This is a genomic window from Oerskovia sp. 140933 (genome assembly GCF_059651515.1).
In genome coordinates, this window is record NZ_JAMXIO010000011.1 from 74,349 (window position 1) to 98,192 (window position 23,844).

A 23,844-nucleotide genomic window follows, 5' to 3' on the forward strand; every position below is an offset into this window, starting at 1 on the left:
GGGACGTGCGGCACGGGGTGCCGCGGTCCGCCAGGGTCAGGCAGTCCCTCCGACGCGACCGCGTCCGGCAGGGACCCGAGAACGACGGCACCGCTGACCGTGCGGGCCGGGTGATGGAGGAGGAGCTTCGTGGGAGCCAGCCAGCAGGAGCAAGGTCCGCTGCGCGTCGCGCTGCTCGGGTGCGGCGTCGTCGGGTCCGAGGTGGCCCGGCTGCTGACGCAGCAGAGCGCCGACCTCGCCTCGCGCGTCGGTGCGCCGCTCGAGCTCGTGGGGATCGCGGTGCGCGACGCGTCGGCCCCGCGCCCCCTTGCGGAGTCGGTCGACCGCTCGCTGCTCACCGAGGACGCCGAGGGGCTCGTCACGCGCGCCGACATCGTCATCGAGGTCATGGGCGGGATCGAGCCGGCCCGCTCGCTGCTGCTGCGGGCGATCGAGGCGGGTGCCGCCGTCGTGACCGCGAACAAGGCGCTCCTGGCCGAGGACGGCCCCACCCTCTACAAGGCCGCGGACACCGCGGGCGTCGACATCTACTTCGAGGCCGCCGTCGCGGGCGCCATCCCGATCGTCCGCCCGGTCCGCGAGTCGCTCGCGGGCGACCACGTGCGACGCATCCTGGGCATCGTCAACGGGACCACGAACTACGTCCTGGACCAGATGGCGAGCACGGGCATGTCGTTCGACGACGCCGTGAAGCAGGCCCAGGACCTGGGCTACGCCGAGGCCGACCCGACCGCCGACGTCGAGGGCTTCGACGCAGCGGCCAAGGCCGCGATCCTCGCGAGCCTCGCGTTCCACACGCGCGTCTCGCTCGAGGACGTCGCGCGCGAGGGCATCACGGCCATCACGGCCGACGACGTCGCGTGGGCCGCGCAGACCGGTCACGTCATCAAGCTGCTCGCCATCGCGGAGGCCGTGACGGGGGACGACGGCGCGCACGGCGTCTCGGTGCGCGTGCACCCGGCCCTCGTCCCGCTCACGCATCCCCTCGCCGGGGTCCGGGGGGCCTTCAACGCGGTCTTCGTCGAGGCCGACGCCGCGGGCGAGCTCATGTTCTACGGTCGCGGCGCGGGAGGCTCGCCCACGGCATCGGCGGTCCTGGGCGACGTCGTGTCGGCCGCGCGTCACCGGGTGCTGGGGGGCAAGGGCCCCGAGGAGTCGATCTACGCCGCGCTGCCGATCCTGCCCGCCAGCACCGCGGTGACGCGCTACCAGGTCCGCCTCGCGGTCGACGACCGCCCCGGCGTCCTGGCCCAGGTGGCGCAGGTGCTCGCCTCGAAGGGCGTCTCGATCGAGGCCGTCCGCCAGCCGTCCGAGCCGTCCGACGGCACCCAGGGCGACGGGCCGACCGGCGTCGCGCACCTCGTCATCACGACCCACGCCGCAGCGGAGGCCGCGCTCGCCGCGACGGTCGACGCGATCGCGGTGCTCGAACCCGTCCGAGAGATCACGTCCGTCCTGAGAGTCGAGGGAGCCTGATGGCCCACCAGTGGCGAGGCATCATCGCCGAGTACGCCGACCGCATGCCCGCCCACGTCACCGAGCGCATCGTGACGCTCGGCGAGGGCGGCACGCCCCTCGTCGAGGCGCCCGCGCTCTCGGCCCGGACCGGGGCCCAGGTCTTCCTCAAGGTCGAGGGCATGAACCCGACCGCGTCGTTCAAGGACCGCGGCATGACCGCCGCGATCTCCTCGGCCGCGAGCCGGGGGGCGAAGGTCGTGGTGTGCGCCTCGACGGGCAACACGTCGGCGTCGGCCGCCGCGTACGCGACCAAGGCCGGCATGGTCTGCGCCGTCCTCGTCCCGGACGGCAAGATCGCCATGGGCAAGCTGAGCCAGGCCATCGCGCACGGCGCCAGGCTGCTCCAGGTCGACGGCAACTTCGACGACTGCCTGGTCGCGGCACGCAAGCTCGCCGAGGCCTACCCGGTCGAGCTCGTCAACTCGGTGAACCCGGACCGCATCGAGGGCCAGAAGACCGGCGCGTTCGAGATCGTCGACGCCCTGGGCGACGCCCCCGACATCCACGCGCTGCCCGTGGGCAACGCAGGCAACATCACGGCGTACTGGAAAGGCTTCCGCGAGTACGCGGGCCTGGGCGACCCCGACGCCCCCGGCGCGCACCTGCCCGCGGTCTCCACGCGGACCCCGGTCATGTGGGGCTTCCAGGCTGCCGGCGCGGCACCGATCGTCGCGGGCCACCCCATCACGCACCCCGAGACCATCGCGACCGCGATCCGCATCGGCAACCCCGCGTCGTGGGCCCAGGCAGAGGCCGCGCGCGACGAGTCGGGCGGAGTCATCGAGGCCGTGACCGACGAGCAGATCCTCGCGGCGCACCGCATCCTGTCGGCCGAGGCCGGCGTGTTCGTCGAGCCGGGCTCCGCGGCCGGCGTCGCGGGCATCCTCTCGCGCGCCGAGCGCGGCCTCGTGCCCGCCGGTGCGCGCATCGTCGTGACGGTCACGGGGCACGGCCTCAAGGACCCGCAGTGGGCGCTCAAGACGCTCGACGGCGCCGACGTGACCCCGGTCCGGGTGAGCGCCGACGTCGTCTCGATCGCCGACGCGCTCGAGCTCGGCTGACCCGGCCGCCGCCAGTCCCGACGCCTGTCCCGTCCGGCCCCGGCGCCCCAGCGGCGCCGGGGCGGCACCCGTCCCGGGCCCGCCCGCCCGTCCCTGAAGAGAGGTCCGCGAGATGCAGCTCGGAGCCGACCATGTGCGCGTGCGTGTGCCCGCGACGAGCGCGAACCTGGGGCCGGGCTTCGACGCCCTGGGGCTCGCGCTCGCCCGCTACGACGTGCTCGAGGTCCAGGCGCTCGGCAACGGTGACGTGGTCGTCGACGTCCAGGGCGAGGGCGCCGGGGAGGTCCCGGGCGACGAGCGGCACCTGGTCGTGCGCGCGCTGCGCGCGGCGCTCGACCTGGTCGGCGCCCCGCAGACGGGCCTGCACCTGACCTGCACCAACGCGATCCCGCACGGGCGCGGCCTCGGATCCTCCGCGGCGGCCGTCGTCGCGGGGATCGTCGCGGCGCGCGCGCTCGTCGCCGACCCCGCCGCGCTCGACGACGCGACCGTCCTGCGGCTCGCGACCGAGTTCGAGGGGCATCCCGACAACGCGGCCCCCGCAATCTACGGGGGAGCGACGATCGCGTGGACCAGCACGGTCGAGGGGCAGGAGGGCGCGCACGCGGTGCGTCTCGACGTCCACCCCGACATCGAGGCCACGGTCCTGGTCCCGACGATCCGGCTCGCGACGAGCCGGGCCCGTGGCGTCCTGCCGGAGACGGTGCCCCACGCCGACGCCGCGCTCAACGCCGGCCGGGCCGCACTGCTCGTCGAGGCCCTCACGCGTTCTCCCCAGCACCTGTTCGAGGCGACCGAGGACAAGCTCCACCAGGAGTACCGGGCGGGCGTCATGTCGGCGTCCTGGGAGCTCGTGCGGGCGCTGCGCGCCGACGGGCTGGCCGCGACCATCTCGGGTGCGGGGCCGACCGTCCTGCTCCTCGGGAGCGTCGCGGACCGGGAGCGGGCGGACCGGGTGCTGCGCGACCTGCTGCACGGCTCCGACCGGTGGCGTGCCTACCGTCCCGGGATCGACCTGGGCGGTGTGCGTTCGGAGCGCGTCCTGGGCACGACGCACGCGACGGGCACGCCCCGCCGAGAGGTGCGCTGACCGCTTCTCGGGGCGCGACGCCGACCCGTGGGAGGACTGGTCCGCACGAGGTCCACGGATGGTAGAATCCATTGAGCCTTCGCAGGTTCATGATGATGCCTCGGTGATTCCCTCGACGAGTACCCGCCGAGTCCCCGGGCATCGGCAGAGCAACCACTGACTGCGACTCAGACCCCGCGAGAAGGCAATCCAGCCCACGTCAGCTGACGTCGTCGTACCACTGACGCGTGGTTCCACTGCGTTCCGGCCGTCACGTGCCGAGCGTCGATCACCCGCGGCCCACCCCTCGAACCGAGACAAGTGGGCGCAAACGAGGGGAAGGGTCCTTCGTGACAGACACCACCGACACCGCCCGTGCAGGCGCACTCTCGACGCTGCGCCTCCCCGAGCTGCAGGCACTCGCCTCGCAGCTCGGTGTGAAGGGCACGTCCAAGATGCGCAAGAGCGATCTTGTCGACGTCATCCGTACCACCTCCGGCGAGAAGAGCGCTTCCGAGCGCCCCGCCGGCGGGTCCGACTCCGCGCGCCGCGCGCCGGAGAGGGACACCCAGACCGAGAAGGTCGTCGTGCAGCCGGCCGTCGAGGTGCCCGCGCGTGCAGCGACCGAGAGCGTCGAGCGCCCGCGTCGGGAGCGGGGCGAGCGTTCCGCCCGCACCGACCAGGCCGCCGACATCGTCGCCCCGCTCCTCGAGCAGGGCGGGCGTGCCGCCCGGACGGACGGCGAGCACCGCGCCGCCGGGGGAGAGACCCCGGACGAGCGTGCCGCGCGTGCCGCGGCGGCGGTCGGCCTGGTGACCGGCGCGGCTCCCGAGCGCGGCTCGCGTCGTTCCGGTCGGGGCGCCGGTGCCCCGCGCGGCGGCGACGTCGAGGCCGGTCGCGAGGCCGGTCGCGAGCCCGCACCCGAGGGCGCGAGCACCCACCGCGGTGAGCGTCAGGGCCAGCAGGGCCAGCAGGACCGCCAGAGCGGCCAGCAGGAGCGACAGGCCGACCGCCAGGGCGGCCAGCGCCAGCGCGACCAGCAGGGCCAGCGCGACCAGCAGGGCCAGGGCGCCCGCCAGGGCGAGCAGTCGCAGGGCGGCCAGCGCGACCAGCAGGGCCAGGGCAACCGCCAGAACGACGAGTACGACGAGCGCGGCGGCCGCCGCCGTCGGGGTCGTGACCGCAACCGCGACCGGGACCGTAAGCGCGGACGCAGCCGGGGCGGGAACATCGACGTCGCGGGCCTCGACGACATCGAGGTGACCGAGGACGACGTGCTGCTGCCCGTGGCGGGCATCCTCGACGTGCTCGACCAGTACGCGTTCGTGCGCACGAGCGGCTACCTGCCCGGGCCGAACGACGTCTACGTCTCGCTCGGCCAGGTCAAGAAGTCGGGGCTGCGCCGCGGAGACGCGATCGTCGGTGCGGTGCGTCAGCCCCGCGACGGCGAGTCGTTCCAGCAGACCGGTCCGCGCAACCAGAAGTTCAACGCGCTGGTCCGGCTCGACTCGGTCAACGGCATGTCGCCGGAGGCCGCGCGCAACCGCGCCGAGTTCAACAAGCTCACGCCGCTCTACCCGCAGGAGCGCCTGCGCCTCGAGACGGGCGAGGTGGGTCGTCTCACGCCGCGCGTGATCGACATCGTCGCCCCGATCGGCAAGGGCCAGCGTGGTCTGATCGTCGCCCCGCCCAAGGCGGGCAAGACGATCATCATGCAGCAGATCGCGAACGCGATCACGACGAACAACCCTGAGGTCCACCTCATGGTCGTGCTCGTGGACGAGCGACCTGAAGAGGTCACGGACATGGAGCGGACGGTCAAGGGCGAGGTCATCGCCTCGACGTTCGACCGCCCCGCGTCCGACCACACGATCGTCGCGGAGCTCGCGATCGAGCGCGCCAAGCGTCTCGTGGAGCTGGGTCAGGACGTCGTCGTGCTGCTCGACTCGCTCACGCGTCTGTCGCGCGCCTACAACCTGGCTGCCCCGGCCTCCGGGCGCATCCTGTCGGGTGGTGTCGACGCCTCGGCGCTGTACCCGCCCAAGCGCTTCTTCGGTGCCGCTCGCAACATCGAGAACGGCGGGTCGCTCACGATCCTCGCCTCGGCGCTCGTCGAGACCGGCTCCAAGATGGACGAGGTCATCTTCGAGGAGTTCAAGGGCACCGGGAACATGGAGCTCCGGCTCTCCCGCTCGCTCGCGGACAAGCGCATCTTCCCGGCCGTGGACGTCAACGCGTCCGGTACGCGGCGCGAGGAGATCCTCATGCCGCAGGACGAGCTCCGCATCGTCTACAAGCTGCGTCGCGTGATGGGCGCGCTCGACCAGCAGCAGGCGATCGAGCTGCTGCTCGGCAAGCTCAAGGAGACCAAGTCCAACGTCGAGTTCCTGCTCCAGGTGCAGAAGACCACACCTGGCGGCATCAACAACGACGAAGAGGTCGGTCGCGCCGTCTGATCCACCGTGGGCCGTCCGCCCCCGTCCTCGCGGGCGGGCGGCCCACGAGTTTCCCTTGTGCCGGACCCGTCTGGCACAATGTCCTGTTGGTTTCCCCGTCCCCGGTTCACGGCTGCTGTCCGCAGGCGACCCGGGGGCACCCCATTGAGGAGAGTCCTGTGAAGGCTGATATCCACCCCGAGTACGTCGTGACCGAGGTGACCTGCACCTGCGGTTCCACGTTCGTCACGCGCAGCACCGAGAAGTCCGGGCGCATCTCGTCCGACGTCTGCTCGGCCTGCCACCCGTTCTACACGGGCAAGCAGAAGATCCTCGACACCGGTGGCCGCGTGGCCCGCTTCGAGGCTCGTTACGGCAAGAAGGCCGCCGACAAGTAGCGACTCTCCAGCGCCGGTGGTCCGGGCGTCCGTCAACCTCTCCAGGGGCAGGCGGAGCGCTCGTTCCACCGGCGCTGTCGTCTTGTCCGGTGCCGACGTCCGGCGCCACGGCCCCGACCGACTGTGCCGGACGTGCCGGACAGCCCCACCACCCACCCTCTCGTCAGGACACCCTCGTGACCGAGTCCTTTGCCGCCGTCGAACACCTGCTCGCCGAGCACGCCGAGATCGAGACGCTGCTCGCCGACCCCGCGGTCCACGCGGACGCCGGCCGGGCGCGCACGCTCGGGCGCCGGTACGCCGAGCTGGGCCAGGTCGTCGCGGCCTACCGCGCGTGGCGCGACGCGACCGACGACGTCGAGGCCGCGGCCGAGCTCGCTGCCGAGGATGCGTCCTTCGCCGCCGAGCTGCCCGCGCTCCAGGCGACGGCTGCGGCCGCGACCGAGAAGCTGCGCAGGGTCCTCGTGCCGCGCGACCCCGACGACGGACGCGACGTGATCCTCGAGATCAAGGCGGGCGAGGGCGGCGAGGAGTCCGCGCTGTTCGCGGGGGACCTGCTGCGCATGTACCTGCGCTACGCCGAGCGCCGGGGCTGGAAGACCGAGGTCATCGAGGCCACGGAGTCGGACCTCGGCGGCTACAAGGACGTCCAGGTCGCGGTCAAGGCGCGAGCGGGCGCCACGGACCCCGCGGACGGCGTGTGGGCCAACCTCAAGTACGAGGGCGGTGTCCACCGCGTCCAGCGCGTGCCCGTGACCGAGTCGCAGGGCCGCATCCACACCTCGGCCGCGGGCGTGCTCGTGTTCCCCGAGGTCGAGGACGCGGGCGAGATCGAGATCGACCAGAACGAGCTCCGCATCGACGTGTACCGGTCGTCGGGCCCCGGCGGGCAGTCGGTCAACACGACGGACTCCGCGGTGCGCATCACGCACCTGCCCACGGGGATCACGGTCTCGATGCAGAACGAGAAGTCCCAGCTCCAGAACCGCGAGCAGGCCATGCGCGTGCTGCGCGCGCGTCTGCTGGCCGCGCGCCAGGAGGAGGAGGCGGCCGCCGCGAACGACCTGCGCCGCTCGCAGGTGCGCACCGTGGACCGCTCCGAGCGCATCCGGACGTACAACTACCCCGAGAACCGGATCGCGGACCACCGCACGGGCTACAAGGCGTACAACCTGGACCAGGTCCTCGACGGCGACCTGGAGCCCGTGATCCGGTCGGCCATCGACGCCGACGAGGCGGCGCGCCTCGCCGCCGCGGCGTCGTGACCTCCGCGGAGGTCCCGCCCCGGACCCCCGGCTCCTCGTCCGTCGACCTGCCCGACGACGTCTCGCGCCTCGTGCGCGAGGCTGCGGCCAGGCTGGGGCGAGCCGGGATCGACACGCCCCGCGTGGACGCCGAGCTGCTGCTCGCGCACGCCGCGGGCGTCCCGCGCGAGCGGGTCGTGTCGGCCGCGGTCCTGGGTCGACCCGTGGGGACCCTGCTGCCCGACCCCGTGGACGGGGACCCGGCGCCCCGCACCTCGGCCGACGTGCTCGGCGACCTCGCGCGCCTGCTCGACGCCCGCGCCGCGCGCGTCCCGCTCCAGCACCTCACGGGCACCGCTCCGTTCCGCCACCTCGACCTCGTCGTGGGCCCCGGCGTGTTCGTCCCGCGCCCCGAGACCGAGCAGGTCGCGCAGGTAGCGGTCGACGAGGCTCTCGCGGTCGCCGCCCGCAGCTCGCGGGCCCCCGTCGTCGTGGACCTGTGCACGGGGTCGGGCGCGATCGCCCTGGCCGTCGCGACCGAGGTCCCCGGGGCGCTCGTGCACGCCGTCGAGCTCGACCGCGCCGCCCACGCCTGGGCCGAGCGCAACGTGGCCCGCGTCCGCGAGGCGAGCGGCGCCGTCGTGCAGCTCGTCCGGGGGGACGCCCGGACCGCGCTCACCTCGCTCGACGGGTCGTGCGACGTCGTCGTCTCCAACCCGCCCTACGTGCCGCCCGACGCGGTCCCGCACGACCCCGAGGTCGCCCTGCACGACCCGCAGGTCGCGCTCTACGGGCTCGGCGAGGACGGCCTCGAGGTGCCGCGCGGCGTGACCCGTGCGGCCGCGCGGCTGCTGACCGCCGGCGGTCTCTACGTCATGGAGCACGCCGAGGTCCAGGCGGCTGCCGTGCGAGAGATGGTCGCCGCGGTCGGTGGTTTCGAGGACATCAGGACCGCCCACGACCTCACGGGCAGACCCCGCATGGTCGTGGCCCGCCGCTCGCGGGCGACGACGGGCACGACCGCCGCACCAGCGGACCCTTCGGACATGGAAGACTGAGAAGCGTGAGCTCTGTGCACCCCGTCACCGACCCGAACACCTGGGGACCGTCGATCGACGAGGCGGTGAACGCCGTCTCGCGCGGCGGCCTCGTGGTCCTGCCGACCGACACCGTCTACGGGATAGGGGCCGACGCGTTCGACGCCGACGCCGTCGCGGCCCTCCTCGCCGCGAAGGGGCGCGGGCGGCAGATGCCGCCGCCCGTCCTGGTCCCGGACCTGCGGACCCTCGACGGCCTCGCGACCGACGTGCCCGACGACGCGCGCGCCCTCGTCGAGGCGTTCTGGCCCGGTGGCTTCACCGTCATCCTGCCCGCGCAGCCCTCGCTCATGTGGGACCTCGGCGAGACGCACGGGACCGTCGCGCTGCGCATGCCCGACCACCCGGCCGCGCTCGCCCTGCTGCGCCGTACGGGACCCCTCGCGGTCTCGAGCGCCAACTCCACCGGACGTCCGGCCGCGCTCGACGTCGAAGACGCCCAGGAGCAGCTCAGGGACTCGGTCGCGGTCTACCTCGACGGCGGCACGGCGCCCGGGGGAGTGGCCTCGACCATCGTCGACGCGACCGGTCCGCACCTGCGGGTCGTGCGCGAGGGTGCGGTCTCGCTCGAGCGACTGCGCGAGATCGCCCCTGTCCTGGGCATCGGGGAGGAGCCCGCCGAGGTCCCTGCGCCCGGCGACGAGGTCGCCCCGGGGGCCGACGGCTCGTCCGAGGCGCCCGGCGAGGGCGTGGACGGCCTCGACGGGACGGTTGTCGACGAGGCCGCCGGAGAACGCCGCGCTGACCGCGACGAGACGACGAGCACCCCGGGGGCGAACGGCGGGTGAGGGTCTATCTGCTCGTCCTGCTGATCGCAGCGGCCGTCACCTACCTGCTGACACCGCTGGCCTACTGGATCGCCGCGAGGACGGGAGCCATCACGGCCGTCCGGGACCGTGACGTGCACACCATCCCCACGGCCCGGCTGGGCGGGCTCGCGATGACCGCGGGCCTCGTCGTGGCCGTGGCGTTCGCCTCGCAGATGCCGTTCCTCGAAGGGGTCTTCGAGATCGACCACCGGGCCTGGGCGATCGTCGGGGGAGCGCTGATCGTCTGCCTGCTGGGCGTGGCCGACGACATCTGGGACCTCGACTGGATGACCAAGCTGGCCGGGCAGGTCCTCGCGGCCCTGTTCATCGCGTGGCAGGGCGTGCAGCTCACGACGTTCCCCATCAACGGGCTGGTGATCGGCTCGTCGCGGCTCTCGCTCATCGTGACGGTGCTCGTCGTGGTGGTCGCGATGAACGCCGTGAACTTCGTCGACGGCCTCGACGGGCTGGCCGCCGGGCTCATCGCGATCGGAGGCTCGGCCTACTTCGTGTACACGTACAGCCTCACGGTCGCGGCGAGCCCCACGGACTACTCCAACCTCGCGACCCTGGTCATGGCGGCCCTCGTCGGGATCTGTCTGGGGTTCCTCCCGCACAACTTCCACCCGGCCCGGATCTTCATGGGGGACTCGGGATCCATGGTCCTGGGCCTCGTGCTCGCGTCCGCGGTGATCGTGGTGACGGGGAGCATCGACATGGGCACCGCCTCGGACCCGAGCAAGCAGCGCGAGCTCATCCCGATCCTGCTGCCGCTCGCCGTCATCCTCCTGCCGCTGCTCGACATGGTCCTCGCGGTGGCCCGCCGGGTGGGCACGGGCAAGTCGCCCTTCCACCCCGACCGGCTCCACCTGCACCACCGGCTGCTGGCGCTCGGTCACTCGCACCGCCGCGCCGTCATCATCATGTACCTGTGGACCGCGGTCTTCGCGTTCGGCGCGGTCGCGCTCGTGCGCTGGCCCGCGGAGAACGTCGCGATCGGGCTCGGCGTCGCGGTGGTCGTGGCCGCGATCCTCACGCTCGGACCGCTACGGACCCGGGGCAGGTTCCTCGACGACGACGCCGTGACCGCGCCCGAGGGCATCCCGACGGCGGTGCCCCGGCGGGCCGCCGGGGCCAGCGGCGCGTCACCGGTCGTCCCCGCACCGACGCCGGGCCCCCCGACGGGCCCCACCGACCCCCACCGCGCTCACCCCGAAGGAACCTCCCGATGACGACTCCTGCACCGCAGACCCCCGACGAGCCGACGACGCCCGCGGCGGCGGCTGAGCCGACGGCCGCGGACGCGGCCCGCGCGCCGTCGACGTCCGGGGCCCCCGTGGCCCTCCCGGCCGAGGGCGTGTCCGCCCCCGACCCGGCCGACGTCGTGGCCGAGGCCGTGAGCGCGGTGTTCCGCCGCGCCCTGCGCGACACCCTGCTCCTGCTCGGCGGCCTCCTGGTGCTCGGTGTCGGGCTCGGTGCGCTCCTCGCCGGCACGGCGGGCGTCTGGGGCGCGCTCATGGGCGTCGCGATCGCGCTGGTCTTCTCCGGCACGACGATCGTCGCGATGGCCCGCACCGCGCGCTCGACCCCGACCACGACCGCAGCGGTCGTCCTGGGGAGCTGGCTCGTGAAGATCGTGCTGCTCGGGATCGTCCTGGCCGTGCTGCGGAACTACGAGTTCTACGACCGGATCGTCTTCGCGGCCGTGCTGCTCCTGGGCGTGATCGGCTCCGCGCTGCTCGACTACCGTGCGGTCGACCGTGGCCGTATTCCGTACGTCACACCGAAGTCCTGACGGGTCTTCCGGGCTCGGCCCGGCTCGTGCGCGCCCACGTGCGGCGCGAGCCGGGCCGTGGGCCGGGGCATCATATCCCCGCGACCGCCAGGATGCCCGGACCGTGACATGTGAAGGCGTGAACATGCGTTAGGCTATCGGCGAATCCATGAAGGCCTGGTCCGACGGCGTGCCTGAGAGCACCCGGCCCTGGCAATCGACGACCACCGGGAGTCCACCCTGTTCACGCTCGCGACCCCCTCTTCCTTCGTTGCCGCAGCAGAAGGCGAGGGCTTCCACGCGCCGACGATCGGTGAGTTCTTCCCCGACGCGATCTTCTTCGGCGACACCCCGTTCGAGTTCAACCGGCTGCAGCTCATCCGCGTGATCGCCACGATCGTGATCCTGACGATCTTCGTGCTCGCGGCCCGGCGTGCCAAGCTCGTCCCCGGCAGGTTCCAGAACGGTGTCGAGATGGTCCTCGACTTCGCTCGGGTGAACATCGTCGAGGAGATCATGGGGACCGAGCGGGCTCGCCGCTACGTGCCGATGATCACGACGATCTTCGTGACGATCCTCGCGTTCAACCTCACGGGCGTCGTGCCGGGTCTCAACCTCGCGGGCACCTCGGTCGCCGGCGTGGCGATCCTCCTGGCGCTGTGGGTCTTCGTGGCCTACTGGGCCGCGGGCATCAGGCAGCACGGCCTCTGGGGCTACATCCGGGCGAACCTGTTCCCCCCGGGTGTGCCGTTCCCGATCTACTTCATCCTGGCGCCGATCGAGCTGCTCCAGCTCCTGATCATCCGCCCGGCCTCGCTCGTCATCCGACTCACGGCGAACATGGTCGCGGGCCACATCATGCTGGTCCTGTGCTTCGCCGCCACGAACTTCCTGCTCCTCGAGGCAGCGCCGGCCCTCAAGGCGATCAGCGCGCTGACCCTCGCGGGCGGCATCGCGATCACGCTCTTCGAGGTGTTCGTCGCGGGCCTGCAGGCGTACATCTTCGCGCTCCTCGCCACGGTCTACATCAACATGTCGATCGAGGAAGAGCACTGACCCGCACCACGCACCTGGTCCCGGGCCCTCGGTCCCGGAACCGCCCCTGAGCTCCACCTGACGCATCGCACCTGACGCCCGTTCGCACGACCGGGCGCCCAACGGAAGGAAACACCGTGGACGTCACCACCCTCGCCGCTGTCGAAGGCAGCATCAACACCATCGGCTACGGCATCGCCGCGATCGGCCCGGGCATCGGCCTCGGCATCCTGATCGGCAAGACGGTCGAGGGCATGGCCCGCCAGCCCGAGGTCGCCGGCCAGCTCCGCGGCACCATGTTCATCGGTCTGGCGTTCGTCGAGATCCTCGCGCTGCTCGGCTTCGTCGCTGGCTTCATCTTCTGATGTCGACCATCGGCCCCCAGGCGGTCCTCGCCGCAGAGTCTGGCGAGGTCGACCCCATCAAGCTGTTCCTCCCGCCGTTCTACGACCTGTTCTGGTCGGCGATCGTCCTGATCATCATCGCGGTCGTCTTCTACAAGATGGTCCTGCCCAAGTTCCAGGCGGTGCTCGACGAGCGCACGGCCAAGATCGAGGGCGGTCTGGCCAAGGCGGAGTCGGCTCAGGCCGAGGCCGCCGCGGCGCTGGCGGAGTACCACCAGCAGCTGCAGGAGGCCCGCACCGAGGCCGCGAAGATCCGTGAGGACGCGCGTGCCGAGGGGTCGGCCATCGTCGCCGACCACAAGGTCAAGGCCGGTGAGGAGGCCGCTCGCATCGTCGACACCGCCCACCGCCAGATCGAGGCCGAGCGTCAGCAGGCCGCGATCTCCCTGCGCAACGACGTCGGGACGCTCGCGACCCAGCTCGCCTCGAAGATCGTCGGCGAGTCCCTCGAGGACTCCGCCCGTCAGTCGCGGGTCGTGGACCGATTCCTCGACGAGCTCGAGGCAGCGGGAGCCGGGGCCGCCAGCGCGGCGGCCAACGGCAAGGAGGGCTGATGCGCGGGACGAGCGGAGCCTCCCTCGCGCAGGCTCAGGAGCGCTTCGAGCCGGTGCTGCGTGCTGCCGGTGAGGGCGCCTTCACCCTGGGCGAGGAGCTCCTCACCGTGGCCGCGGCGCTCGACGGTTCAGTGCCGTTGCGCCGCGCCCTCGCCGACCCGTCGCGGTCGGGCGAGGACAAGGCCGCCCTGGCGGCCGACGTGCTGCGCGAGGGCTTCGACGGTCGCGTCGTCGACCTGGTCTCCGGGCTCGCCCGGGACCGCTGGGCGCACGACGGCGACATCGCCGACGCCGTCGAGCACCTCGGCGTCGACGCGGTCCTGGCCTCGGCCGAGGCCCGCGGGGCGCTCGAGCGCGTCGAGGACGAGCTGTTCCGCATCACGCGGTCGCTCGTCGGCGAGCGCGAGGCCCGCCGCGTGCTGACGGAGACCTCGACCGAACCCGCTCGTCGCAAGGCGTTCGTCGACACTCTGCTCGCGGGCAAGGTCGACCCGGTCACCCAGTTCCTCGCGGAGCGGGCGACCGTCGCACCTCGCGGTCGCCGCTTCGTGGCCACCCTGGTGTGGCTCGGGGACGTCGCCGCACGTCGCCGCCGTCGCCTCGTCGCCTCGGTGACGTCGGGCACGGTGCTCAGCCAGGCACAGCAGGACCGTCTGTCCGCGCTCCTCGAGCGCGCGTACGGCCGGGCAGTCCAGCTGAACGTCACCGTGGACCCCGAGGTCCTCGGCGGCCTGCGCGTCCAGGTCGGGGCGGACGTCGTCGACTCGACGGTCCTCTCGCGCCTGGCCGACGCACGCAGACGACTGGTCAGCTGACCTGTTCGCCCGAACACTGAGGTCCTCGCGGCCCCCGGTGTCGTCGACACCCCGCCGGCTCCCGAGCCGGCGAACTGACAAGAACGTTCGACCGCTCCCGCACATCGCGGGGTGGCCACGACAGGAGAAGAGCAATGGCTGAGCTGACGATCCGGCCCGACGAGATCAGGGCCGCGCTGGACAGCTTCGTGAAGTCCTACGAGCCCGGGGGCGCGGTGACCGAGGAAGTCGGTCGCGTCACCCTCGCCGCTGACGGCATCGCCCAGGTGGAAGGCCTTCCGGGCGCAATGGCCAACGAGCTGCTGCGCTTCGAGGACGGCACCCTCGGCCTCGCCCTGAACTTGGACGTTCGCCAGATCGGTGTCGTCGTCCTGGGTGAGTTCACCGGCATCGAGGAGGGCCAGGAGGTCCGTCGGACCGGAGAGGTCCTCTCCGTCGCGGTCGGCGACGGCTACCTGGGTCGCGTCGTCGACCCGCTGGGTCAGCCGATCGACGGCCTCGGGGAGATCGAGACCGAGGGCCGTCGTGCCCTCGAGCTGCAGGCCCCCGGCGTCATGGACCGCAAGTCGGTCCACGAGCCGCTGCAGACCGGCCTCAAGGCGATCGACTCGATGATCCCCGTCGGTCGTGGTCAGCGTCAGCTGATCATCGGCGACCGCCAGACGGGCAAGACGGCGATCGCGATCGACACGATCATCAACCAGAAGGCGAACTGGGAGACCGGCGACCCGACCAAGCAGGTCCGCTGCATCTACGTCGCGATCGGCCAGAAGGGCTCGACCATCGCCGCCGTCCGCGGCGCGCTGGAAGAGGCCGGCGCGCTGGAGTACACGACGATCGTCGCGGCTCCGGCTTCCGACCCGGCCGGGTTCAAGTACCTCGCGCCCTACACCGGCTCGGCCATCGGCCAGCACTGGATGTACGGCGGCAAGCACGTCCTCATCGTGTTCGACGACCTGTCGAAGCAGGCCGAGGCCTACCGTGCCGTGTCGCTGCTCCTCCGCCGCCCGCCGGGCCGCGAGGCGTACCCCGGTGACGTCTTCTACCTGCACTCCCGTCTGCTCGAGCGTTGTGCGAAGCTCTCGGACGAGCTGGGCGCGGGCTCGATGACCGGCCTGCCGGTCATCGAGACCAAGGCGAACGACGTGTCGGCGTACATCCCGACCAACGTCATCTCGATCACCGACGGACAGATCTTCCTCCAGTCGGACCTCTTCAACGCCGACCAGCGTCCCGCCGTGGACGTCGGAATCTCCGTCTCCCGAGTCGGTGGTGCCGCGCAGGTCAAGGCCATGAAGCAGGTGTCGGGAACGCTCAAGCTCGAGCTGGCCCAGTTCCGCTCGCTCGAGGCCTTCGCGATGTTCGCCTCGGACCTCGATGCCGCCTCGCGCGGCCAGCTGACCCGTGGCGCTCGCCTCATGGAGCTCCTCAAGCAGGGTCAGTACTCGCCGTACCCGGTCGAGGACCAGGTCGCCTCGATCTGGGCCGGCACCAAGGGCAAGCTCGACGACGTGCCCCTCGAGGACGTGCGTCGCTTCGAGACCGAGCTGCTCGACCACCTGCGCCGCAACACCGAGGTGCTCAGCACGATCGCCTCGACCGGCAAGCTCTCGGACGAGACCGAGGCTGCACTGGCTCAGGGCGTCGACGACTTCCGCAACGGCTTCCTCACGGGCGACGGCACCCCCCTCGTCGGTGGCGAGTCCGACGAGGAAGAGGGCGTCGTCGTCGAGCAGGAGCAGATCGTCCGGCAGAAGAAGGCCTGACATGGCCGGATCCCAGCGCGTCTACAAGCAGCGGATCAAGTCGACGCAGTCCCTCAAGAAGATGTTCCGCGCGCAGGAGCTCATCGCTGCGTCCCGGATCGGCCGGGCTCGCGCCCGGTCGTCCGAGGCGGGCCCCTACGCCGAGGCGATCACCACCGCGGTGTCGGCCGTGGCGACGCACTCGACGACCCAGCACCCGCTGACGTCCGAGCGCACCGACACCAACCGGGTCGCGGTGCTCGTCGTCGCCTCGGACCGCGGCATGGCCGGCGCCTACTCGGCGTCGATCATCCGTGAGACCGAGCGTCTGGTCGAGCGCCTCACGCACGAGGGCAAGGAGGTCGCGCTCTACGCCGCAGGGCGTCGCGCGGTGACCTACTACACCTTCCGTCACCGCGAGCTCGCCGGTTCGTGGACCGGCGGCTCGGACTCGCCCTCGGCGGACACGGCGGGCGAGATCGCCGACACGCTGCTCGGCGCCTTCCTCGCCCCCGCGGACGAGGGCGGCGTCGGCGAGCTGCACATCGTGTCCACGCAGTTCGTGAACATGGTGACGCAGCGTCCCCGCGTCGTCCGGATGCTTCCCCTCGAGGTCGTCGAAGGGGTCGCGCCGGTCGGTCAGAACGACGTCCTGCCCCTGTACGACTTCGAGCCGTCGCCCGAGGCCGTCCTGGACGCACTGCTGCCGCGCTACGTGCGCAGCCGCATCTACAGCTGCCTGCTGCAGGCGGCCGCGTCGGAGCTGGCTGCCCGCCAGCGCGCGATGCACACCGCGACGGACAACGCCGAGGACCTGATCCGCATGTACACGCGACTTGCGAACCAGGCACGACAGGCCGACATCACCCAGGAGATCAGCGAGATCGTCTCCGGTGCCGACGCCCTCGCGGCGTCGTGAGGCGCCGCATGACGACACCGACGATCTCCACCACCTGCACCGAACCTGCCGGAGCTGTCTCCGGCCCTGCGAAGCGAGGCCAGTAATGACCGCCACCACCGTGGAAGCCCAGGTCGAGCACCAGAGCGGACCCGGCGTGGGCCGTGTCGCCCGCGTGATCGGCCCCGTCGTCGACATCGAGTTCCCGTCGGACGCGATCCCCGAGATCTACAACGCGCTGACCGTCGACATCGACCTGTCCAGCCAGGGCGAGGGGGAGAAGTCCTTCCGCCTGACCCTCGAGGTCGCGCAGCACCTGGGCGACTCGCTCATCCGTGCGATCGCCCTCAAGCCGACCGACGGCCTGGTCCGCGGCGCCGTCGTCACCGACACCGGCTCGCCGATCAGCGTCCCCGTGGGCGACGTCACCAAGGGGCACGTGTTCAACGTGACCGGTGACGTCCTCAACCTCCAGGAGGGCGAGAAGCTCGAGATCACCGAGCGCTGGCCCATCCACCGCAAGCCCCCGGCATTCGACCAGCTCGAGTCGAAGACCACCATGTTCGAGACCGGCATCAAGTCGATCGACCTCCTGACGCCGTACGTGCTCGGCGGGAAGATCGGCCTCTTCGGGGGTGCGGGCGTCGGCAAGACGGTCCTCATCCAGGAGATGATCCAGCGTGTGGCCCAGAACCACGGTGGTGTCTCGGTGTTCGCCGGTGTCGGCGAGCGCACGCGTGAGGGCAACGACCTGATCGTCGAGATGGAGGAGGCGGGCGTCTTCGACAAGACGGCCCTCGTCTTCGGCCAGATGGACGAGCCGCCGGGCACGCGTCTTCGCGTCGCGCTCTCCGCGCTCACCATGGCGGAGTACTTCCGTGACGTGCAGAAGCAGGACGTGCTGCTCTTCATCGACAACATCTTCCGCTTCACGCAGGCCGGTTCCGAGGTCTCCACGCTGCTCGGGCGCATGCCCTCCGCGGTGGGCTACCAGCCGAACCTGGCCGACGAGATGGGTCTGCTCCAGGAGCGCATCACCTCGACGCGTGGTCACTCGATCACGTCGCTCCAGGCGATCTACGTCCCTGCCGACGACTACACCGACCCGGCGCCGGCGACGACGTTCGCCCACCTGGACGCGACCACCGAGCTCTCGCGCGAGATCGCCTCGAAGGGTCTGTACCCGGCGATCGACCCGCTGACGTCGTCCTCGCGCATCCTCGACCCGCGCTACGTGGGCCAGGAGCACTACGACGTCGCGACGCGCGTGAAGTCGATCCTGCAGCGCAACAAGGAGCTGCAGGACATCATCGCGATCCTCGGTGTGGACGAGCTGTCGGAGGAGGACAAGACGGTCGTGGCGCGTGCGCGCCGCATCCAGCAGTTCCTCTCGCAGAACACCTACATGGCCGAGAAGTTCACGGGTGTCGTCGGGTCGACGGTCCCGCTGACGGAGACCATCGAGGCCTTCAAGAAGATCGCGGACGGCGAGTTCGACCACGTCGCCGAGCAGGCGTTCTTCAACATCGGTGGCCTCGAGGACCTCGAGCGCAACTGGGCCCGTATCCAGAAGGAGTACGGCGTCTGACACGCCGTGAGCGCGCCGCGGGCCCGGCCGACAGGCTGGGCACGCGGCGCGCTTCGTCAGACCCGCGCACCGACATGAAGGAGTTGAAGTGGCACAGCTGAACGTCGACCTCGTGGCGGCGGACCGCAAGATCTGGTCCGGGGACGCGCGCGCGGTGAGCGCGCCGGCCGCCGACGGTGAGATCGGTATCCTCGTGAACCACTCGCCCGTCCTGTCCGTCCTCGGTGAGGGCACCGTGCGGATCACCGGCACGAACGGCGAGAAGGTCGCCGTGCGGGTCACCGGCGGGTTCCTGTCGGTGGACTCCAACCAGGTCATGCTCGTGGTGGACGACGCCGAGGTGCTCGACGGCGCCGGCGTCTCCGGCCACTGACGGACCCGGGTATCTCACGTGCCGCTCCCCGCCTGGATCGCGATCGCACTGCTTCTCGCAGTGGCGCTCGTGGCCGGGCTGGGAGCGTTGCGTCTTCGGGCCATCGCCCACCGGGTGGGGGCCTTCGAGTGCAGTGCCCGCCCCGTCGGGGCCGGTCAGTCCTGGTCGCTGGGCATCGCGCAGTACGGGGTCGGCCGGATCGACTGGTGGCGTTGCTGGTCCCTGTCGCTGCGCCCGGCCCGCACGTGGCGCCGGACCGACCTCGAGATCGTGTCCCGGCGTCCGCTCGACGCGGACCGCGACCTGTTCCTCGTGGAGTGCTCGTACGAGGGCGTCCGCTTCGAGCTGTCGATGTCGAGCGGCGCGTACGCCGGCCTGGCGTCGTGGCTCGAGGCCGCCCCGCCGGGCCGCCGCGGCGTGGTGGTCTGAGCCGGCCGGTGTGCCGTGGCCGGGTGCTACGGTCGCTCGTGGGGTCCCTGCCGGCGCTGTCCGGTGCTCGCCCCAGCGGCGGTTCGCCGCCGCGGCGACCCTCCGGTCCCACCGCCCCATCGTCCCTTCTGAGGAGTTCTTCGTGCGTCTCGTGGTTGCCCGGTGCTCGGCTCACTACACGGGCCGGCTCTCGGCCCACCTCCCGCTCGCGACGCGCGTGCTGCTCGTCAAGGCTGACGGCAGCGTGCTGCTGCACTCGGACGGCGGCTCGTACAAGCCGCTCAACTGGATGAGCCCGCCGTGCTCGATGGCGGTCTCGGAGCCCGACGAGGCTGCGCGGGAGCGCGGGGTGACCCAGCTCTGGGCGGTCCAGCACGCCAAGAGCGACGACCGGCTCGAGATCGAGCTGTACGAGGTCCTGCACGACTCGGCCCACGACCTGGGTGTCGATCCCGGCCTGATCAAGGACGGGGTCGAGGCTCATCTGCAGGAGATGCTCGCGGCGCAGATCCAGCTGCTGGGGACGGGGCACACGCTGATCCGTCGCGAGTACCCGACGGCGATCGGTCCGGTCGACATCCTGGCGCGTGACAAGGACGGCGCGACGGTGGCGGTCGAGATCAAGCGTCGCGGCGACATCGACGGCGTGGAGCAGCTCACGCGCTACCTGGAGCTGCTGAACCGGGACCCGCTCCTGGCGCCGGTGCGGGGTGTGTTCGCGGCGCAGGAGATCAAGCCGCAGGCCCGCGTCCTGGCGACGGACCGGGGGATCGGGTGCCTGGTCCTGGACTACGACGCGATGCGCGGCGTCGACGACGTGGACTCCCGGCTGTTCTAGGAGCAGCAGGGGGCGTGGGACGGCCCGTCCGGCCGTGGTGGCCGGGCGGGCTCTTCTCGTGCTAGGTTTTTGAACATGTTCAAAACGGGGCCCGAGCGGGTCGCGCCGACCGTGCCCACGACGCTCACCGCCAAGTCGGCGCACACCCGGGCCACGGTCCTCGACACGGCGCTGGCCATGCTGCGTGAGCAGGGCTACGAGGCCACGACCATGCGGGCGATCGCGCAGCGCGCCGGGGTGAGCACGGGCAACGCGTACTACTACTTCCCGTCCAAGGACCACCTGGTGCAGGAGCTGTACCTCGACGTCCTGCGCGCTCACCGGGCGGCGGCGGACGAGTTCCTGGCGCGCGGCGGGACGCTCACGGAGCGGCTGCGCGGGGTGCTCGACGCGTCGGTCGACGTCTTCTCGCCGTACCACTCGTTCGGTGCCGAGTTCGTCTCGGTCGCGATCCGTCCGGGCGCCGCGGCCAACCCGTTCAGCGAGGCCTCGCGCGAGGCTCGAGAGCTGTCGCTCGGGATCTTCGAGGACGTGGTCGCGGGGGCCTCGCCCGCCGTCCCGTCGGCCCTGCGGGCCCGGTTGCCCGAGCTGCTGTGGCTGGCCCAGCTCGGGGTGACGCTCTTCTGGGTCCAGGACTCGTCGGCAGGCACGGTGCGCACGCGGCGCCTCGTGGCGGGGGCGAGTCCGATCGTGGGCACGCTCGTCCGTCTCTCGCGCCTGCCGGTGGCGCGCGGCGTCGTCGACGACGTCCTGCGCCTGACCGCCTCGCTCAAGGCCTGACGTGAGCCCGGCGACCGCGCTCCTCGTCGACGTCGTGGTGGCCGTCGGGCTCGTCGTCGTCCTCCCGCTGGGGCTGTCGCTGCTGGGGCCGCGGACCGTCCCGGGGGCGGGAGGTCCGTGGTGGCCTGCCGCCGGTGCCGTCGCGGCGGCCGGGGCGTGGCTCCCGTCGGGTCCCCTCGCCCAGGGGGCGACCGTCCCGTTCCTGGTGGGCGCGGTGGTCCTGCTCGGCGCCGCGGTCCGCCTGGTCCTGCCCGGCCCGACGCCGCCGCTCCCGCTCGAGGTGCGGCTCGCCGTCGGGGTCGCTCTGGTGATGCCGGGGGTCGGTGCCGCGGCCATGCTCGCCGACCGGGGCGGCTGGGGACTGCTCGGGTTCTCGGGGACGTACCTGACGCTGACGGTCCCGCACATGCTCTTCGCGGGCTTCGCCGCGGCGCTCGTCGCGGGGCTGACGGTCGTGGTCGACCGCGACACCCCGGCACGGGCAACCGGTCGACCGGCTGCCGCCCGTCTCGGTGCGCTCGGGGTGCCGCTGGGGACGGGGACGGTCCTGGTGGGCTACTTCGTGAGCGACCTGGTCGAGCTCCTGGGCGCGCTCGTGCTGACGGGCGCGCTCTGGTGCACCGCCTGGGCCGTCCTGGGGATCCCGGCCCGGCGGGGAGCGCGGGTCCTCCTCGCCGTGGGCTCGGTCGCCCTCGGCGCCTCGATGCTGCTCGCGGTGTGGTGGGCGGTCGGTGAGCTCACGGGGGCGCCGCACCCGGGCATCGGGCTCATGGCGGCGACGCACGGCCTCGCGAACGCGCTCGGGTTCGCGCTGTGCACGCTGCTCGGGCTGGGGCGGGTCGCGCGCGAGGCGCAGCGGCGCCCCGGTCCGCCGGGTCGGTCGCCGCGCACCGACACGCTGCTGCAAGAAAGACCACGCCCGGCACATACACCCAGCAGGAGCCCAGGACGGAGACAGGCATGACGACCCTCAGCCGCACGACGTACCCCGAGGTGGGGGCCACCCTGGCCGCCGAGCTGCCGGAGGGCTACGGCCACCTCCGCCTGCGGCACCGGCTCTCCGAGCGACCGTACTCGGTCGACGAGCTCGGACGTCTGGGCGAGCAGCTCCTGACCTGGCAGGTGCACCGCGCCGCCCGCGTGCGGATCGAGACGTCGGCGCCCGTCGCCACGCCGGGCGGGCTCGTGACGACGCTGCTCGGCCTGGGGTGGCTGCGCCTGAGCGAACCGTGCGAGATCGTGTGGGTCGAGCGTGAGGAGCAGCGGATCGGGTTCGGGTACGGGACGCTGCCGGGACACGCGTTCGTGGGCGAGGAGTCGTTCGTGCTCGAACGTGACGCGGCCGGGGACGTGTGGTTCGTCGTGGACGCCTTCAGCAACCCCGCGGCGCGCTGGGTCTCGGCGCTGCGCCTGTTCGTCCCGACCTTCCAGCGCCTGTACATCGCGCACCTCGCTCGGGCGGCGCGTCGGCTCCTGCGCGACGGATGAGTCGCCGTCTCGGCCCTCGACCGCTCCGCGGTGGGCACCGTGGCCATTCGTGCGTCGTCCGAACGAAGTGCGCAAGAATGAGGACATGACGTCGAACGCCTCCCCGCAGCCCACCGTCCCGTCGTCCGCCGGAGCCGCGCGCTCCGCACTGCGTGGGCGTGTGGTCACCCCGCAGGAGGTCGTCGAGGACGGCGTCGTCGTCCTCGACGGGGCGACGATCGCGTGGGTCGGCGACCGCCGCGACGCCGCTGCCGCCGGGTACGGCGCCGAGGTCGAGGCGGCCGAGGCTCCGGTCGACGGTCAGGTCGTCCTGCCCGGGCTCGTCGAGCTGCACAACCACGGTGGGGGCGGCGCGAGCTTCCCGGACGCCGAGGACGCCGAGCAGGCTCTCGTCGCGGTGCGTGAGCACCGGCGCCACGGGACCACGAGCCTGGTCGCCTCGCTCGTGACGGCCGAGCGCGAGACGCTCCTGCGGAGGGTCGCGACGCTCGCCGACCTGGGAGACGCGGGCGAGATCGCGGGCATCCACCTCGAAGGTCCGTTCCTGTCGGAGGTGCGCTGCGGTGCGCAGAACCCGCACGACATGCTCGCGGGCGACGCCGACCTGGTCCGGGCCATCGCCGAGGCCGGGCGCGGACACTTCCGCACCATGACGTTCGCGCCCGAGGTCCCGGGCAACACGGGTCCCGGGGGCGTCGTCGAGACGCTCGTCGAGGTCGGCGCGGTCCCCTCGATCGGGCACACCGACGCCTCGTCCGAGCAGACCGACGCCGCGATCGCCGAGGGGGTCGCGGCCCTCGCGGCGCGCCGGGCGGCGCAGGCCGCGGCGGGCGAGCCCGTCGGCCCGGCGCCGCGCCTGACCGCGACGCACCTGTTCAACGGCATGCGGCCCCTGCACCACCGGGCGCCGGGTCCCGTCGCGGCGTGCCTGGCGGCCGCGGCGCGCGGCGAGCTCGTGGTCGAGCTCGTGGCCGACGGCACCCACCTCGCGGCCGGGACCGTGCGCAGCGTGTTCGAGCTCGTCGGGCCCGACGCGATCGTGCTCGTCACCGACGCGATGGCCGCCGCAGGCATGGCGGACGGCACCTACCAGCTCGGCCCCATGGCCGTGACGGTCGCCGACGGCGTCGCACGGCTCGACGACGGCACGCCCGAGGGTTCGATCGCAGGCGGCACGTTCCACCTGCTCGACGTGGTGCGGGCGACGACCGGGTTCGGCATCCCGCTCGTCGACGCGGTCAAGGCCGCCTCGTACACGCCCGCGGGCGTCCTGGGGCGCTCGGACATCGGAGCGCTCGAGGCCGGGCGCCGTGCCGACGTCGTCGTGACCGACGCCGACCTCATGCCGCTCGCGGTGTGGCGCGGGGGCCTTCCGGTCGTCTGACCCGCGCCGGGCGCTGCCCGGTGCCCGACGGCGGCACGCGCCCCGTGCGCGCGGCGCGCCGTCGGGCGGGACGTGCGCCCCGGTGACTCACCGCGGGCCCACGCACCC

General features: G+C 72.4%; 24 protein-coding genes. All 24 read left to right on the top strand.

The genetic code is table 11. The features are described from left to right. The first annotated feature begins 129 nt into the window (after window positions 1–129). Window positions 130–1,476: a homoserine dehydrogenase gene (locus NHG27_RS08085; RefSeq protein ID WP_193720013.1), complete on the top strand. Its 1,347-nt coding sequence runs from the start codon at window positions 130–132 to the stop codon at window positions 1,474–1,476. After that, window positions 1,476–2,579: a threonine synthase gene (thrC, locus tag NHG27_RS08090; protein WP_497015719.1), complete on the top strand. Its 1,104-nt coding sequence runs from the start codon at window positions 1,476–1,478 to the stop codon at window positions 2,577–2,579. Before NHG27_RS08085 ends, thrC begins: the two co-directional genes overlap by 1 nt. A gap of 112 nt (window positions 2,580–2,691) precedes the next feature. Next, window positions 2,692–3,669 carry a homoserine kinase gene (gene thrB, locus NHG27_RS08095; protein WP_497015721.1) on the top strand — a complete coding sequence of 326 codons (978 nt, stop codon included), beginning with the start codon at window positions 2,692–2,694 and terminating at the stop codon, window positions 3,667–3,669. Between the two features lie 329 nt (window positions 3,670–3,998). Then, on the top strand, window positions 3,999–6,104 hold the full coding sequence (gene rho / locus NHG27_RS08100) for a transcription termination factor Rho (protein ID WP_497015723.1): 2,106 nt from the start codon (window positions 3,999–4,001) through the stop codon (window positions 6,102–6,104). 158 nt (window positions 6,105–6,262) lie between these two features. Then, window positions 6,263–6,481, top strand: coding sequence for a 50S ribosomal protein L31 (gene rpmE / locus NHG27_RS08105; protein WP_030149966.1), 219 nt, complete (start codon window positions 6,263–6,265; stop codon window positions 6,479–6,481). A gap of 176 nt (window positions 6,482–6,657) precedes the next feature. Continuing rightward, on the top strand, window positions 6,658–7,746 hold the full coding sequence (prfA, locus tag NHG27_RS08110) for a peptide chain release factor 1 (protein ID WP_497015727.1): 1,089 nt from the start codon (window positions 6,658–6,660) through the stop codon (window positions 7,744–7,746). A 47-nt stretch (window positions 7,747–7,793) separates the two neighbouring features. After that, window positions 7,794–8,783, top strand: coding sequence for a peptide chain release factor N(5)-glutamine methyltransferase (gene prmC, locus NHG27_RS08115; protein WP_497015760.1), 990 nt, complete (start codon window positions 7,794–7,796; stop codon window positions 8,781–8,783). A 14-nt stretch (window positions 8,784–8,797) separates the two neighbouring features. Beyond that, complete coding sequence (locus NHG27_RS08120) at window positions 8,798–9,610, top strand: L-threonylcarbamoyladenylate synthase (protein WP_193720048.1); 813 nt, start codon at window positions 8,798–8,800, stop codon at window positions 9,608–9,610. Next, a complete protein-coding gene (locus tag NHG27_RS08125) occupies window positions 9,607–10,863 on the top strand; it encodes an MraY family glycosyltransferase (RefSeq protein WP_193720018.1) in 1,257 nt (418 codons plus the stop codon). Before NHG27_RS08120 ends, NHG27_RS08125 begins: the two co-directional genes overlap by 4 nt. Beyond that, window positions 10,860–11,426, top strand: coding sequence for a Cg1360 family ATP-synthase-associated protein (locus NHG27_RS08130; protein WP_227748494.1), 567 nt, complete (start codon window positions 10,860–10,862; stop codon window positions 11,424–11,426). The genes NHG27_RS08125 and NHG27_RS08130 overlap by 4 nt, the downstream gene beginning before the upstream one ends. 363 nt (window positions 11,427–11,789) lie before the next feature. Beyond that, window positions 11,790–12,461, top strand: a complete 672-nt coding sequence (gene atpB, locus NHG27_RS08135; RefSeq protein WP_407671898.1) for a F0F1 ATP synthase subunit A — start codon at window positions 11,790–11,792, stop codon at window positions 12,459–12,461. 116 nt (window positions 12,462–12,577) lie between these two features. After that, window positions 12,578–12,805: an ATP synthase F0 subunit C gene (gene atpE, locus NHG27_RS08140; protein ID WP_030149959.1), complete on the top strand. Its 228-nt coding sequence runs from the start codon at window positions 12,578–12,580 to the stop codon at window positions 12,803–12,805. Continuing rightward, window positions 12,805–13,398, top strand: a complete 594-nt coding sequence (locus NHG27_RS08145; protein WP_193720019.1) for a F0F1 ATP synthase subunit B — start codon at window positions 12,805–12,807, stop codon at window positions 13,396–13,398. The genes atpE and NHG27_RS08145 overlap by 1 nt, the downstream gene beginning before the upstream one ends. Further along, entirely contained in the window at window positions 13,398–14,213 is an 816-nt protein-coding gene (locus NHG27_RS08150; protein ID WP_497015732.1) for a F0F1 ATP synthase subunit delta, read from the top strand. Before NHG27_RS08145 ends, NHG27_RS08150 begins: the two co-directional genes overlap by 1 nt. A gap of 134 nt (window positions 14,214–14,347) precedes the next feature. Beyond that, entirely contained in the window at window positions 14,348–15,979 is a 1,632-nt protein-coding gene (gene atpA / locus NHG27_RS08155) for a F0F1 ATP synthase subunit alpha (RefSeq protein ID WP_193720021.1), read from the top strand. 1 nt (window position 15,980) lies between these two features. After that, complete coding sequence (locus tag NHG27_RS08160; RefSeq protein ID WP_193720022.1) at window positions 15,981–16,877, top strand: F0F1 ATP synthase subunit gamma; 897 nt, start codon at window positions 15,981–15,983, stop codon at window positions 16,875–16,877. 85 nt (window positions 16,878–16,962) lie between these two features. Further along, a complete protein-coding gene (gene atpD / locus NHG27_RS08165; RefSeq protein ID WP_193720023.1) occupies window positions 16,963–18,444 on the top strand; it encodes a F0F1 ATP synthase subunit beta in 1,482 nt (493 codons plus the stop codon). Between the two features lie 88 nt (window positions 18,445–18,532). After that, window positions 18,533–18,817: a F0F1 ATP synthase subunit epsilon gene (locus NHG27_RS08170; protein WP_193720024.1), complete on the top strand. Its 285-nt coding sequence runs from the start codon at window positions 18,533–18,535 to the stop codon at window positions 18,815–18,817. Window positions 18,818–18,835: 18 nt separating this feature from the next. Continuing rightward, complete coding sequence (locus NHG27_RS08175; protein WP_193720025.1) at window positions 18,836–19,246, top strand: DUF2550 domain-containing protein; 411 nt, start codon at window positions 18,836–18,838, stop codon at window positions 19,244–19,246. A 142-nt stretch (window positions 19,247–19,388) separates the two neighbouring features. Next, on the top strand, window positions 19,389–20,084 hold the full coding sequence (gene nucS, locus NHG27_RS08180) for an endonuclease NucS (protein WP_193720026.1): 696 nt from the start codon (window positions 19,389–19,391) through the stop codon (window positions 20,082–20,084). Between the two features lie 75 nt (window positions 20,085–20,159). Beyond that, the gene (locus tag NHG27_RS08185; protein WP_497015737.1) at window positions 20,160–20,864 is read left to right on the top strand and encodes a TetR/AcrR family transcriptional regulator; all 705 of its coding nucleotides are present in this window, start codon (window positions 20,160–20,162) and stop codon (window positions 20,862–20,864) included. A 1-nt stretch (window position 20,865) separates the two neighbouring features. Next, window positions 20,866–21,828, top strand: a complete 963-nt coding sequence (locus tag NHG27_RS08190; protein ID WP_497015739.1) for a YndJ family protein — start codon at window positions 20,866–20,868, stop codon at window positions 21,826–21,828. Further along, window positions 21,825–22,352 carry a DUF1990 domain-containing protein gene (locus NHG27_RS08195; RefSeq protein WP_497015741.1) on the top strand — a complete coding sequence of 176 codons (528 nt, stop codon included), beginning with the start codon at window positions 21,825–21,827 and terminating at the stop codon, window positions 22,350–22,352. The genes NHG27_RS08190 and NHG27_RS08195 overlap by 4 nt, the downstream gene beginning before the upstream one ends. A gap of 85 nt (window positions 22,353–22,437) precedes the next feature. Further along, a complete protein-coding gene (locus NHG27_RS08200; RefSeq protein WP_497015743.1) occupies window positions 22,438–23,736 on the top strand; it encodes an N-acetylglucosamine-6-phosphate deacetylase in 1,299 nt (432 codons plus the stop codon). Window positions 23,737–23,844 lie beyond the last annotated feature (108 nt).

Coding starts and splice junctions, on each gene's coding strand:
- thrC (WP_497015719.1), top strand. CDS start 1,476: ATGGCCCACCAGTGGCGAGGCATCATCGCCGAGTACGCCGACCGCATG.
- thrB (WP_497015721.1), top strand. CDS start 2,692: ATGCAGCTCGGAGCCGACCATGTGCGCGTGCGTGTGCCCGCGACGAGC.
- NHG27_RS08130 (WP_227748494.1), top strand. CDS start 10,860: ATGACGACTCCTGCACCGCAGACCCCCGACGAGCCGACGACGCCCGCG.
- NHG27_RS08145 (WP_193720019.1), top strand. CDS start 12,805: ATGTCGACCATCGGCCCCCAGGCGGTCCTCGCCGCAGAGTCTGGCGAG.
- NHG27_RS08150 (WP_497015732.1), top strand. CDS start 13,398: ATGCGCGGGACGAGCGGAGCCTCCCTCGCGCAGGCTCAGGAGCGCTTC.
- atpA (WP_193720021.1), top strand. CDS start 14,348: ATGGCTGAGCTGACGATCCGGCCCGACGAGATCAGGGCCGCGCTGGAC.
- NHG27_RS08160 (WP_193720022.1), top strand. CDS start 15,981: ATGGCCGGATCCCAGCGCGTCTACAAGCAGCGGATCAAGTCGACGCAG.
- atpD (WP_193720023.1), top strand. CDS start 16,963: ATGACCGCCACCACCGTGGAAGCCCAGGTCGAGCACCAGAGCGGACCC.
- NHG27_RS08185 (WP_497015737.1), top strand. CDS start 20,160: ATGTTCAAAACGGGGCCCGAGCGGGTCGCGCCGACCGTGCCCACGACG.
- NHG27_RS08195 (WP_497015741.1), top strand. CDS start 21,825: ATGACGACCCTCAGCCGCACGACGTACCCCGAGGTGGGGGCCACCCTG.
- NHG27_RS08200 (WP_497015743.1), top strand. CDS start 22,438: ATGACGTCGAACGCCTCCCCGCAGCCCACCGTCCCGTCGTCCGCCGGA.